Origin of the sequence: Embleya sp. NPDC020886, assembly GCF_044333915.1 — a bacterium.
Classification (GTDB): Bacteria; Actinomycetota; Actinomycetes; order Streptomycetales; family Streptomycetaceae; genus Embleya.
On sequence record NZ_JBIRRX010000002.1, the window covers coordinates 268334 to 281389 of the forward strand.

Here is a 13056-nt window from a genome sequence, read left to right on the forward strand (position 1 = left end):
GGGCCGGGCGGAAGTGTTCCGCCCGGCCCGGGTGCGGGTGACGCCGACCGACCGGCTACAGGCCGGTGTCCGCCCGGAACAGTTCCTGGTCGGCCCACACCGCGGCGCGCGCACCGTCCGCCGCGGCGGTCACCACGAACGTCAGCGGATCCGGCAGCGCCTCCAGCCGGGCCATGTCGCCCGCGGCGAAGACGCCTGGTGCGGAGGTGCGTTGGAACTCGTCCACCCGCACACATCCGTCCGGGAGATGCACGCAGCCCAGGCGCGCGGCGAGCGCGGAGTGCTGGCGGATCCGGGTGCGATGGAAGATCGCCCCCCGAGTCAGCGCCGGGCCGGCCGCGAACTCCAGTGTCAGGGCGCCGGGTTCGCCGGATATCGAGGTCACCTCCTCGTCCCGCAGGGCGACGTCGGCCTTGGCGAGCAGCGCCCGCTGTTCGTCGGTGGGCATCGACCCGTGCGTGGCCAGGACCACGTCGTGGCTGAAGCGATCGGCCACGTACAGGGCCAACATCACCGAGGCCGGGTCCGAACCGACGACGGCGAGTGCCCGATCGCGGGTCTCGAAGCCGTGGCAGAACGGGCAATGGAAGACCCCGCGGCCGAACCGCTCGGCCAGACCGGGGATTTCGACCGGGACATCGACCTGTCCGGTGGCCAGGATCAGCTTGCGCGTGCGCTCGATCCGCCCGTCGGCAAGGACCAGTTCGAAGCCGGCGTCCAGCGCACGGGCGTCGCTCACTTCGCCCGCCCGCACCTCGACCGTGGCATACGCGGCCAGGTCGGCCCGGGCCGCCGCGCGCAGGGCGGTGGGGGAGACGCCGTCCCGACCGAGCAACATGTGGACCTCGGGGGAGGGGGCGTTGCGGGGTCGGCCGCTGTCGATCAGCAGCACGCGTCGACGCTGCCGCCCCGAGACCAGCGCCGCGTTCAGCCCGGCCGGCCCGGCCCCGACCACGACGACGTCGAACGACCCGCCCCCGTCGGCCTCCTCGCGCGCTTCGGGTGCCGTGCTCGTCTCGCTCATGTGTGGATCCTTCGCTCTCGTCGGGGGGATCCGGGCGGAAGATCGCCCGGCCCCTGGACACCACACCCTATAGCTCATGATAATCATTTCCATTAATCGATCGTCTTCCGACCGATCGCCTTCCTCCGGAGAGACAGCCGTGACCGATCCCTACGCCGTGACCGCCGACTACTACCACCTGATGTCCGAGCCCTACTGGCGGCAGTTGCGCCCGGTCCTGACCGACGCCCTGCGCGAGGTGGACCCCGCGGCGGGCCCGGTCCTGGACATCGGCGCGGGCACGGGCCTGTCCACCGCGGTCGTGGCCGACGCACTGCCCGCCGCGCGCATCCTCGCGCTCGAACCCTCCGCCGCGATGTGCGCCGCGCTGCACACCCGCACACAGCGGGATCCGGCGCTGCGGGCACGCGTGACGATCCACGCCGCGACGCTCGCCGACGCCGAACCCCTGCTGCCGCCGGCCCTGTCCGCCGTCGTGGCCACCGCCGTCCTGCATCACTTCGACGCCGACGAACGTCGCCTGCTCACCCGCGTGTTGGCCGAGCGACTGGCCCCCGGGGCACCCGCGTTCGTCGAGGTGCAGGAGCCGCCCGAGCCCTGCCACGTCCCGCCGACCCGCTATCACACCGGCACCGTGGGCGACCTGGCGTACGAGGGGTGGATGCGCGCCGAGCCGGGCGGCGCGGGCACGATGGACTGGACGATGACCTACCGCACCACCCGGGCCGGACACGTGCTGGACGAGCGCTCGGCGTGCTTCACGATGCACCCGATCCCGCTCGCGCGGATCGAAGCCGAGGCCGCCGAAGCCGGCCTCGTCACCCGCCGCCTGGGCTGCGGTCTGCTGGAACTGCGCAGCGCCGGCGGCGGGCCGAGGTGAGCGGTCAGGGCTAGGCGCCCACGTACGCCGCGAGGTGCTCGCCGGTGAGGGTGGTGCGGTCGGCGACGAGGTCGGCCGGCGTGCCCTCGAAGACGATCCGGCCGCCGTCGTGACCGGCGCCCGGGCCGAGGTCGATGATCCAGTCGGCGTGCGCCATCACCGCCTGATGGTGCTCGATCACGACGACCGACTTGCCGGAGTCGACCAGCCGGTCCAACAGGCCGAGCAACTGCTCGACATCGGCGAGGTGCAGTCCGGTGGTCGGCTCGTCCAGGACGTAGACGCCGCCCTTCTCGGCCATGTGCGTGGCCAGCTTGAGCCGCTGCCGCTCGCCGCCGGACAGCGTGCTGAGCGGTTGCCCCAGGGACAGGTAGCCGAGCCCGACATCGGCGAGCCGCACCAGGATCGCGTGCGCGGCCGGCGTGCGCGCCTCCCCGGCGCCGAAGAACTGCTCGGCCTCGGTCACCGACATCGCGAGCACCTCGCTGATGTCGCGACCGCCGAAGTGATACTCCAGCACCGACGCCTCGAACCGCTTGCCCTCGCACTCCTCGCACACGCTCGCGACGCCGGCCATCATCGCCAGGTCGGTGAAGACGACGCCGACGCCGTTGCAGGTCGGGCAGGCGCCCTCGGAATTGGCGCTGAACAGGGCCGGCTTCACGCCGTTGGCCTTGGCGAACGCCTTGCGGATCGGGTCGAGCAGACCGGTGTACGTCGCCGGGTTGCTGCGCCGCGACCCGCGGATCGCCCCCTGGTCGACGGACACCACTCCCACGCCGGCGGCCTGCGAGTCGGTGATCAGCGACCCGTTGATCAGCGAACTCTTGCCGGACCCGGCGACGCCGGTGACCACCACCAGCACCCCCAGCGGCACGTCCACGTCCACGTCGCGCAGGTTGTGCGTGCTCGCGCCGCGGAGCTCCAGCGCGCCGGTGGGCGTGCGGACCTTCTCCTTGAGCACGGCCCGGTCGTCGAAGTGCCGGCCGGTGACGGTGCCGCCGGTGCGCAGCGCCTCGACGGTGCCCTGGAAGCAGATGGTGCCGCCCCCCGTCCCGGCGCCGGGGCCGAGATCGATCACGTGGTCGGCGATCGCGATCGTCTCCGGCTTGTGCTCCACCACGAGCACCGTGTTGCCCTTGTCCCGCAGCCGCAGCAGCAGGCCGTTCATCCGCTGGATGTCGTGCGGGTGCAGCCCGATGGTGGGTTCGTCGAAGACGTAGGTGGTGTCGGTCAGCGACGAGCCGAGGTGGCGGATCATCTTGACCCGCTGCGCCTCGCCGCCGGACAACGTGCCCGCGGGCCGGTCCAGCGAGAGGTAGCCGAGCCCGATCTCCACGAACGAGTCCAGGGTCTGCCGCAGCGACTCCAGCAGCGGCGCCACCGACGGCGCGTCGAGCTCGCGGATCCAGGCGGCCAGGTCGCTGATCTGCATCAGGCACGCGTCGGCGATGCTGATCCCGGCGATCCTGGAGGACCTGGCCCCCTCGCTCAGCCGGGTGCCCTCGCACTCGGGGCAGACGGTGAACGTCATCGCCCGCTCCACGAACGCGCGGATGTGCGGCTGCAACGCGTCGACGTCCTTGGCCAGCATCGACTTGCGGATCTTGGGGATCAACCCCTCGTACGTCAGGTTGATCCCGTCGACCTTGATCTTGGTCGGCTCCTTGTGCAGGAGGTCGTGCAGTTCCTTCTTGGTGAACTTGCGGATCGGCTTGTTCGGATCGAAGAAGCCGCAGCCGCCGAAGATCCGGCCGTACCAGCCGTCCATGCTGTAGCCGGGGACGGTGAGCGCACCCTCGTTGAGCGACTTGGAGTCGTCGTAGAGCTGGGTCAGGTCGATGTCGGAGACGGTGCCTCGGCCCTCGCAGCGCGGACACATGCCGCCGGTGCGGTTGAAGGTCGCCTTCACCGCCTTCTTGTTGCCGCGCTCGACGGTGATGGCACCGCTCGCGCGGACCGAGGGCACGTTGAAGGCGTACGCGCTGGGCGGGCCGATGTGCGGTGCGCCGAGTCGGCTGAACAGGATGCGCAACATCGCGTTGGCGTCGGTGGCGGTGCCGACGGTGGAGCGCGGGTCGGCGCCCAGGCGCTGCTGGTCGACCAGGATCGCGGTGGTCAGCCCTTCGAGGACGTCCACCTCCGGCCGGGCCAGGGTCGGCATGAAGCCCTGGACGAAGGCGCTGTACGTCTCGTTGATCAGCCGCTGCGACTCCGCGGCGATGGTGCCGAACACCAGGGAGCTCTTGCCCGAGCCGGAGACGCCGGTGAACACCGTCAGCCGACGCTTGGGGATCTCGACGCTGACGTCCTTGAGGTTGTTCACCCGCGCGCCGTGCACCCGGATCAGGTCGTGGCTGTCGGCAACGTGCGACGCAGGCGACTGCGAGTCCGTCCTCTTGGCCTTGCTCATCGTGACTCCATCTGTTCGGGCGGATCCGCTCTCGCGGCCTCCGCCGGCGTCGCCCGGCTCCGTGCAATCGGTTTCGGACCGCACTCCCCGGTGGGGTGCGGTCCGTGCCCTCACGCTAGCGGCGGCCCGGTGGCCCGCGCTTCTCGATTCATGATCGATTTCCCCGCGGTTGCCCGGCGTCCTGCCTGGTGGGGCGAGAACGTGTAGTCGTTTGCGGCGATGTGCGAGATTTTGCGATCCCGACTTGGACACGAGGGGCCCGGCGGACGAGTTAACGGGTGAGAGGCCCTCGGGCCTCGTGGACCGCCGGGGACACCCATTCGGTGCCCGGAGGGGTCCGTGCCGGACTTCACGGAAGGAACCGTGCCTTGAACCAAATCTTCGGCCCCGAGGCCAGACAACTGTGGCTGGTCATAGGCGTGTTGATCGTCGTCGTGCGCGCGCCGCTCGGTGCCCTGATACGCGGCCCGGTGGTCCCCGAGCCGAACCACCGCTGCGGTCCCGGATATCACCGCACGTGCCTCGCGCGCGGCAAGGGCGGCGGACGATGACCGAACCCCGACACCCGGAGCAGGCCCGGGCCCAGGCCGTGGACGTGGATCTGGTGGACCTCCTGCCCAACGACTTCGTGGCCTTCTGCCACAGCCACCAGGCCACCCTGACCCGCTTCGCCTACGACCACCTCGGCTCCCGCCCCGAGGCCGAGGACCTGGTCGCCGACGTCCTGCTCACCCTGTACCAGTGCTGGGACGACGTCCTGCGCGAGCCCGCCCCGCCGGTCAAGCGGGCCTTCCGGATGCTCACCGACGCCCTGGAGGACCGCCGGCTGCGCCGCGACCTGGTGCGGGACGGCCTCGATCGGCTGCGCCCGGCCCCCGGCGGTCCGGTGCTGGACGCGCCGGCGGACTTCGTCCGGTTCTACCGCGAGCACCAGCAGGCGCTGACCGACCACGCCTGGAAGCACCTCGGCTGCCCGCACGACGCGGACGAGGCGGTCGCCGACGTCCTGCTCGCGCTGTCCAGGCGCTGGAGCGAGATCGTCCGGCACCCGGGTCCACCCCTCGCGCTCGCCTACGAGATCCTGCGCCGGCGGGTCGTGGACATCCGCCGCCGGCGCGGGCGCAGCCCCGAGGTGCCGATCGACTTCACCGCACCCGGCGCGCCCGACGTCGCCTCCACCACCGCAAGCGATCCGGCCGCCCTGGTCCCGCACCTGGACACCCTCGATCGCACCATCGCCGCGATGCCCGCCAAACGGGCCACCTGCGCCCGCCTGCACCTGGTGATGCAACTGCCGCTCCAGGACGTCGCCGACTACCTGGGCGTGACCATCTCCACCGTTCGCAGCCACGTGCACGCCGCCCGCAAACAACTGGCCAACGCCCTCGGCCGAGCCGAACACCACGCATCGGCCGAGGCCACCCCACCGACCCCAACGCACCCCCGGGAACCGAACGCATGAACCACCTCACCCCGCTCGACCACGCCCTCCAGGAACGCCGACGCGCGATGGACGCGGCCTTCGCCGACTACGACCCGGCCGGCGCCATCCGGCGGCTGGCCGACCGCATCGTCCAGGAGGAACTCCTGGCCACCCTGGTCCGTCCCACCACCATCGGCCCGCCGCGCGGGCCCGGGTTCGCCGACGCCCACGCCGCCCAGAACGCCGCCGCCGCCGAACTCGAGCACTTCTGCCAGGCCGTCGTCGCCCGCCCGACCACCGGCCCGCGACTGGGCGACTTCGTACAAAAGCGGCTGCCCGCAGGGGCGTTGGTGTTCGGTTGTCTGCTCTACCTCACCGGCCGGCCCGCGCCCGCCGCGTTCTGGTGGCGCTATGCGGCCGGCGCCGACAACGTCGAGGCCATGCGGTTGCTGACGCTGCATCACCGGGTCGAGGGCGAACCCGCGGACGCCCACCACTGGGCCGGCCGACTGCACGCGACCACCACGGCGCCGGCCCCGGCCGAGGTCGAGGGCTCCGGCGATCCGCAGGCGTACGTCGCCCGGGTGGAACCGGGCATCGAGGAGGTGGACGACCCCGACCTGGGCGAGATCTGCCGCCCGAACGCCTGCTTCCCCCGCCTGCTCGCCGCCGCCGGTCACACCGCCTGACCGCCTCTTCGCGCAGTACCGGACCACACCCCGTTTCCGCTCCGACAGCACCCCTCCCGCCGACGTGGCGGGTGGCTCCCGGTCTCGCCGGGCGCCGCCCGCCACGTCGATCCCGCGCCCGCCCATCGTCAGGAAGGTGGATCCGCCGTGACCCGCACCCACCCGGCTCCCGCTCGTCCGCAACTGTCGACGCGATCGCACGGACGCCATCTCGTGCTCACCCCGCGCGGCGAACTCGACGTCGCCACCGTCCCGTTGTTCACCCGCGCCCTGGACGCCCTGACCGGGATCGAGGGTGCGCACGTGATCGTCGACCTGGGCGAGGTCGGCTTCCTCGGCGCCCGGGCCATCTCCGCCCTCGCCCGCGGACGCGACCGGGCCGCCGCCCGGAACGGCGCGATGCACCTGTACCGGGTCGACGCGTTCGTCCGCCACATCCTGCAACTACCGGGAATGCGAGCCGACTTCACGATCCTCGAAGCCCTTCCCGACACCGACGAGGGCGGCCCCTGCCCGATCCGGGGGTGACCGCCGCGCGCCGGGGCGATCAGTCGTCCAGCAGGATGCCGGCACCGACGGTCTCATCGGTGGCCTCGTCGATCAGGATGAAGCTGCCGGTGGTGCGATTGCGCCGGTACGGGTCGTGCAGCAGCGGGGCGGTGGTGCGCAGCGTGACCCGACCGATCTCGTTGAGCGCGAGGGCCGTCGCGCCGAGGTCGCGGTGTCCGGTGTTGATGTCGAGGCGGTAGTGCAGTGCGGTGATCTCGGCTCGCGCGGTGCGGGTCGTGTGCTTGACCAGGTAACCGGCTCCCGGGCGCAGTTCGCCGTGTTCGGTGAGCAGGCACACCATCGCCTGGAGGTCCCGGCCGGCGCTCGGGCGGTTGTGCGGGCGGCAGATCATGTCGCCGCGCGAGACGTCGAGGTCGTCGGTCAGCCGGATGCTCACCGACATCGGCGGGTACGCCTCGGCCACCGGGCCGTCGGGCCCGTCGATCGCCGCGATGCGGGTGGTGAACCCGGAGGGCAGCACCGCCACTTCGTCTCCGGGGCGCAACACGCCGCCGGCCACGGTGCCCGCGTAGCCGCGGTAGTCGCGGTGCACGTCGTCGCGCGGTCGCAGTACGTACTGCACCGGGAAGCGCACGTCGACCAGGTTGCGGTCGGAGGCGACGTGCACCTCCTCCAGGTGGTGCAACAGCGCGGCGCCCTCGTACCAGGGCATCCGCGGGCTGCGGGTGACCACGTTGTCGCCGTGCAGCGCGGACATCGGGACGAACGTGAGGTCCGGGATCTCCAACCGGGTGGCGAACTCGGTGAACTCGGCGCGGATGGCCTCGAAGACGGCCCGGTCGTAGTCGACCAGGTCCATCTTGTTGACGCACAACACCAGGTGCGGGATGCGCAGCAGCGACGCGAGGAAGGCGTGCCGGCGGGACTGTTCGAGCAGTCCCTTGCGCGCGTCGACCAGCACCATCGCGAGGTCGGCGGTGGAGGCGCCGGTGACCATGTTGCGGGTGTACTGGATGTGGCCCGGGGTGTCGGCGACGATGAACTTGCGTCCGGGCGTGGCGAAGTAGCGGTAGGCGACGTCGATGGTGATGCCCTGTTCGCGTTCCGCGCGCAGGCCGTCGGTGAGCAGCGACAGATCCGGCGAGGAGTTGCCGCGGCGGCGGGAGGTGTCCTCGACGGAGGCCAGTTGGTCCTCGAAGACGGCCTTGGAGTCGTAGAGCAGGCGGCCGATCAGGGTGGACTTGCCGTCGTCGACGGAGCCCGCGGTGGCGATCCGCAGCAGTTCGGTGGTGCTCATCTCTAGAAGTACCCTTCGCGTTTGCGGTCTTCCATGCCGGCCTCGGAGATGCGGTCGTCGGCGCGGGTGGCGCCGCGTTCGGTGATCCGGGTGGCGGCGATCTCGGCGGCCACCTCGTGCGCGTTCGCCGCGGTGGAGCGGACCGCGCCGGTGCCGGTGGCGTCGCCGATGGTGCGAAAGCGCACGGTCTCCTCGAACGGCTTCTCGCCGGCGAGCGGCGGCGTGACGTCGGTGACGCCGAGCAACATGCCGTCGCGTTCGACGACCGTGCGGCGGTGGGCGTAGTACAGCGACGGCAGTTCGATGCCCTGCGCGGCGATGTACTGCCAGATGTCCAGCTCGGTCCAGTTCGACAGCGGGAACACGCGGATGTGTTCGCCGCGGCGGTGCCGGCCGTTGTACAGGCTCCACAACTCGGGCCGCTGGTTCTTCGGGTCCCACTGGCCGAACTCGTCGCGGAAGCTGAACACGCGCTCCTTGGCGCGGGCCTTCTCCTCGTCGCGCCGCGCGCCGCCGAAGACGGCGTCGAAGCGGTGTTCGCCGATGGCGTCGAGCAGCGTGGTGGTCTGGAGGCGGTTGCGGGACGCGCGCGGTCCGCTCTCTTCGACCACCCGGCCGGCGTCGATGGACGCCTGCACGGAGGCGACGACCAGCCGCACGCCGGCCTCGGCGGCACGATGGTCGCGGAAGGCGACGACCTCGGGGAAGTTGTGGCCGGTGTCGATGTGCATGATCGGCAGCGGCGGCGGACAGGGCGCGAAGGCCCTGATGGCCAGGTGCAGCATGACGATCGAGTCCTTGCCGCCGGAGAACAGCAGGACGGGGTTCTCGAACTCGGCGGCCACCTCTCGGATGATGTGGATGCCCTCGGACTCCAGGGCTTTCAGGTGGGTGAGCCGATGACTCACGGCGGACTCCGATCCCTCGCAAGCGAGACGCCACGCCCCTCGAAGAACTGACGGGCTGTCAGCTCAGCGAAGTTAACCGCCAATCAACTGCCTTCACAAGAAGCTAACTTGATTGGCACGGCGTCATCACGCACTGCAACGGTCGAAGGTCGCGCGAATACCCCCCACCTCGATTCGGGCGAATTCCGGCGCGAGTCCTAGGCGCAGGACGGGCACAGGCCCCGGTAGGTGACCTCGGCCTCGGAAACGGTGAAGCCGAACCGCTGGTCCGACGGGAGGTCGCCGAGCGGATTGCCGGTCGGGTGCACGTCGCGCACCGTGCCGCAGGACGAGCACACCAGGTGCTGGTGCGGGTGGTGGGCGTTGGGGTCGTAGCGCTTGGCCCGACCGTCGGTGGAGACCTCCTTGACCTCGCCGAGCGAGACCAGCTCGCCCAGGGCGTTGTAGACGGTGGCTCGGGAGATCTCGGGCAGTCGCTGCGCCGCGCGGGCGTGTACCTCGTCGGCCGTCAGATGTACGTGGTCGCCGTCGAGGACCTCCGCAACGACACGCCGCTGCGAGGTCATCCGCCAACCGCGCTCGCGCAGCCGCTCCAGCAGGTCGCTCATGTCGGTTCACCTATTCAGGCTCAGTGGGATGCCAAAGTTTACCGGTGGACGTCCGGATTCCGGTTGAGTACGGGATTGGCGGGCATCTTGACTTGGACTCTGTCCATCGTAGGATCGGTTCCGGCGGTAGCCAAGGGGCAGAGAAGACCCCACTACGGCAGGAGATCCAGACGTGACGGCACCCCCGTCGAGAAGCCGCGCGGTACCGGCCTGCCCATGACGGCCACCCGCGTCGCGCTGCTCCGGAGCGTTCCGGAGGGTGACCACCTCGGCGTCGAGGCGATCGCCTCCCGGGCGTGCGACGGGTATGTGGCGACCGTGATCGCATTCGCCCTCGGGCCGCCGCGCCCGAGACCTGCACCGGGCGGACCGGATTTCGCCGCCCCCATCGCTCCACCGCCGGTAATTCCCCAGCACCGTGACCCGCAGTTCCAACGCACTGTGATCCGCCTGGTCCGGAAGGATTCCCATGTCTGAGAACCATGACGCAATCGTCGTAGACGCGAAGACCGAGAGCGCGGGCGGCTGCCCGGTCGCCCACGGACGCGCCCCGCACCCGACGCAGGGCGGCGGCAACCGGCAGTGGTGGCCGGAGCGGCTCAACCTGAAGATCCTTGCCAAGAACCCGGCCGTGGCCAACCCGCTGGGTGAGGACTTCGACTACGCCGAGGCGTTCGAGAGCCTCGACCTCGCCGCCGTGAAGCAGGACATCGCCGAGGTGCTGACCACCTCGCAGGACTGGTGGCCGGCCGACTTCGGCAACTACGGCCCGCTGATGATCCGGATGGCCTGGCACAGCGCCGGCACCTACCGGATCAGCGACGGCCGCGGCGGCGCCGGCGCCGGCCAGCAGCGCTTCGCCCCGCTCAACAGTTGGCCGGACAACGCGAGCCTGGACAAGGCCCGCCGGTTGTTGTGGCCGGTGAAGAAGAAGTACGGCCGCAACCTGTCCTGGGCCGACCTGCTGGTCCTCACCGGCAATGTCGCCCTGGAGACGATGGGCTTCGAGACCTTCGGCTTCGGCGGCGGTCGGGCGGATGTGTGGGAGCCCGACGAGGACGTGTACTGGGGCCCGGAGACCACCTGGCTCGGCGACGAGCGCTACAGCGGCGACCGGGATCTGGAGAACCCGCTCGGTGCGGTCCAGATGGGCCTGATCTACGTCAACCCCGAAGGCCCGAACGGCAATCCGGACCCGCTGGCCGCGGCCCGCGACATCCGCGAGACGTTCCGCCGGATGGCGATGAACGACGAGGAGACGGTCGCCCTGATCGCCGGCGGCCACACCTTCGGCAAGACCCACGGCGCGGGCCCGGCGGACAGCGTCGGCCCCGACCCCGAGGCTGCGCCGCTCGAACAGCAGGGCCTGGGCTGGAAGAGCTCCTTCGGCACCGGCAAGGGTGGCGACGCGATCACCAGCGGTCTCGAAGGCATCTGGACCACCACCCCGGTGACCTGGGACAACAGCTTCTTCGAGATTCTGTTCGGGTACGAGTGGGAACTGTTCCAGAGCCCGGCCGGCGCGCACCAGTGGCGGCCGAAGGACGGCGCCGGCGCGGGCACGGTGCCGGATGCCCACGACGCGTCGAAGACCCACGCGCCGACGATGTTGACCACCGACCTCTCGCTTCGGATCGACCCGGCCTACGAGCAGATCTCGCGGCGTTTCCTGAACAACCCCGCCGAGTTCGCGGACGCCTTCGCCCGCGCGTGGTTCAAGCTGACCCACCGCGACATGGGTCCGGTCGCGCGCTACCTCGGTCCGGAGGTCCCCACCGAGACGCTGCTGTGGCAGGACCCGCTGCCGGCGCGGACGCACGAACTCGTCGACGCCGCGGACATCGCCGCGCTCAAGAGCCGCATCCTCGACTCCGGCCTGTCGGTGTCCCGGCTCGTGTCCACCGCGTGGGCGTCCGCCTCGTCCTTCCGCGGCAGCGACAAGCGCGGCGGCGCCAACGGCGCGCGCATCCGCCTCCAGCCGCAGATCGGCTGGGAGGTCAACGAGACCGACGAACTCGCCGCGGCACTGGGTGTCCTGGAGGGGATCCGGGACACGTTCGAGGCCGACCGCACCGACGGCAAGCGCGTCTCGCTCGCCGACCTGATCGTGCTCGGCGGTGTCGCCGCCGTCGAGCGGGCCGCCAAGGACGCGGGCTTCGACGTCGAGGTCCCGTTCACGGCCGGCCGGGTGGACGCGGTGCAGGAGCAGACCGACGTGGAGTCGTTCAGCGCGCTCGAACCGGCCGCCGACGGGTTCCGCAACTACCTCGGGAAGGGCAACCGGCTGGCGGCCGAATACCTGCTGATCGACCGGGCGAACCTGCTGACGCTGAGCGCGCCGGAGACGACCGTCCTGGTCGGCGGCCTGCGGGTGCTGGGCGCCAACCACGGGCAGTCGTCGCTGGGCGCCTTCACGGCCACCCCCGGCGTGCTGACCAACGACTTCTTCGTCAACCTGCTCGACCTGGGCATCACGTGGCAGCCGACCTCCGAGGACGCGAGCACGTTCGAGGGTCGCGACGCCGCCGGCGAGGTGGCCTGGACCGGTAGCCGGGTCGACCTCGTCTTCGGGTCGAACTCCGAGCTGCGGGCGCTCGCCGAGGTCTACGCGAGCGACGACGCGAAGGAGAAGTTCGTGCACGACTTCGTCGCCGCGTGGGACAAGGTGATGAACCTGGACCGGTTCGACCGCTCCTGAGCTCCATGTCCGGGTCGGCCCACCGCCGACCCGGACACCGCGGCCCCCCGTCACCCCGACGGCGGGGCCGCGGTGCTGCCCGACGGTGATTTCCGGGCTCGGTCGGCCGGCGGGGCGGTGCCGGTTCACGACGGGTCGTGGGCGGCGATCCGGGCGGTGCGGTCGTCGCTCGCCAGGACGGTGAACGGATTGGCGATCAGGCCGTCCTGGGCGGCCAGGAAGAGCAGGCCCTGCTCGCCGACGGCGAGGTCGGGGCCGGAGGTGACGACCGCGGTCCACCCGCGAGGGAGCACGTCGTCGGTGCGCGGCGGGTCGTAGAGGTCGAGCGTCACCTCGACCTCGCCCCGACCGGGGAGCGAGAGCGTGCCGTGCGTTTCGAGGATGTCCATCCCCCGAGTGTGGTCGGCGGGGCCGGCATCGGCGCGCCGAACCCGGGGCACGACACACCGTCCCGCCCACGACCGCACGTCGCCCGGACAGGCGCGCGAGCGGCACCAGAATGACGGCCGGCGGACCTGCGCGGTAGCTACGAAAGATGGCTGCGCAAATGACGAAAGTTGACTCCGTGGCTTGATCCGAACGGTGCCCGGACGAGGCCGAAGTCCC

12 protein-coding genes are annotated in these 13056 nt (G+C 71.1%); 6 read left to right on the top strand and 6 right to left on the bottom strand.

What is annotated here, in order from left to right:
- Positions 1–55 precede the first annotated feature (55 nt).
- Complete coding sequence (locus tag ACH4U8_RS08045; protein WP_395776155.1) at positions 56–1024, bottom strand: NAD(P)/FAD-dependent oxidoreductase; 969 nt, start codon at positions 1022–1024, stop codon at positions 56–58.
- Between the two features lie 139 nt (positions 1025–1163).
- On the opposite strand from ACH4U8_RS08045, the gene ACH4U8_RS08050 reads away from it, so the two are divergent.
- Positions 1164–1904 (top strand): class I SAM-dependent methyltransferase, encoded by a 741-nt coding sequence (locus ACH4U8_RS08050; protein ID WP_395776156.1) that lies wholly within the window; start codon positions 1164–1166, stop codon positions 1902–1904.
- Positions 1905–1914: 10 nt separating this feature from the next.
- Here ACH4U8_RS08050 and ACH4U8_RS08055 read toward each other — a convergent pair whose 3' ends face one another.
- The gene (locus ACH4U8_RS08055; RefSeq protein ID WP_395776157.1) at positions 1915–4317 is read right to left on the bottom strand and encodes an ATP-binding cassette domain-containing protein; all 2403 of its coding nucleotides are present in this window, start codon (positions 4315–4317) and stop codon (positions 1915–1917) included.
- 368 nt (positions 4318–4685) lie between these two features.
- Here ACH4U8_RS08055 and ACH4U8_RS08060 point away from each other — a divergent pair, with 368 nt between their 5' ends.
- From ACH4U8_RS08060 to ACH4U8_RS08075, 4 genes are all read left to right on the top strand, one after another.
- Positions 4686–4868 carry a hypothetical protein gene (locus ACH4U8_RS08060; RefSeq protein ID WP_379992437.1) on the top strand — a complete coding sequence of 61 codons (183 nt, stop codon included), beginning with the start codon at positions 4686–4688 and terminating at the stop codon, positions 4866–4868.
- Entirely contained in the window at positions 4865–5779 is a 915-nt protein-coding gene (locus ACH4U8_RS08065) for a sigma-70 family RNA polymerase sigma factor (protein WP_395776158.1), read from the top strand. Before ACH4U8_RS08060 ends, ACH4U8_RS08065 begins: the two co-directional genes overlap by 4 nt.
- Complete coding sequence (locus tag ACH4U8_RS08070; protein ID WP_395776159.1) at positions 5776–6429, top strand: hypothetical protein; 654 nt, start codon at positions 5776–5778, stop codon at positions 6427–6429. The genes ACH4U8_RS08065 and ACH4U8_RS08070 overlap by 4 nt, the downstream gene beginning before the upstream one ends.
- A 147-nt stretch (positions 6430–6576) precedes the next feature.
- On the top strand, positions 6577–6957 hold the full coding sequence (locus ACH4U8_RS08075) for an STAS domain-containing protein (protein ID WP_360311438.1): 381 nt from the start codon (positions 6577–6579) through the stop codon (positions 6955–6957).
- A gap of 19 nt (positions 6958–6976) precedes the next feature.
- Here ACH4U8_RS08075 and ACH4U8_RS08080 read toward each other — a convergent pair whose 3' ends face one another.
- From ACH4U8_RS08080 to ACH4U8_RS08090, 3 genes are all read right to left on the bottom strand, one after another.
- Positions 6977–8236: a sulfate adenylyltransferase subunit 1 gene (locus ACH4U8_RS08080; RefSeq protein WP_395776160.1), complete on the bottom strand. Its 1260-nt coding sequence runs from the start codon at positions 8234–8236 to the stop codon at positions 6977–6979.
- 2 nt (positions 8237–8238) lie between these two features.
- Positions 8239–9144, bottom strand: a complete 906-nt coding sequence (cysD, locus tag ACH4U8_RS08085; protein ID WP_395776161.1) for a sulfate adenylyltransferase subunit CysD — start codon at positions 9142–9144, stop codon at positions 8239–8241.
- Between the two features lie 197 nt (positions 9145–9341).
- Positions 9342–9752, bottom strand: a complete 411-nt coding sequence (locus ACH4U8_RS08090) for a Fur family transcriptional regulator (RefSeq protein ID WP_395776162.1) — start codon at positions 9750–9752, stop codon at positions 9342–9344.
- 469 nt (positions 9753–10221) lie between these two features.
- Between ACH4U8_RS08090 and katG the strand changes: the two genes are divergently transcribed.
- A complete protein-coding gene (katG, locus tag ACH4U8_RS08095) occupies positions 10222–12450 on the top strand; it encodes a catalase/peroxidase HPI (protein ID WP_379988815.1) in 2229 nt (742 codons plus the stop codon).
- A 125-nt stretch (positions 12451–12575) separates the two neighbouring features.
- Here katG and ACH4U8_RS08100 read toward each other — a convergent pair whose 3' ends face one another.
- A complete protein-coding gene (locus tag ACH4U8_RS08100; RefSeq protein WP_360311428.1) occupies positions 12576–12839 on the bottom strand; it encodes a hypothetical protein in 264 nt (87 codons plus the stop codon).
- Between the last annotated feature and the right edge of the window lie 217 nt (positions 12840–13056).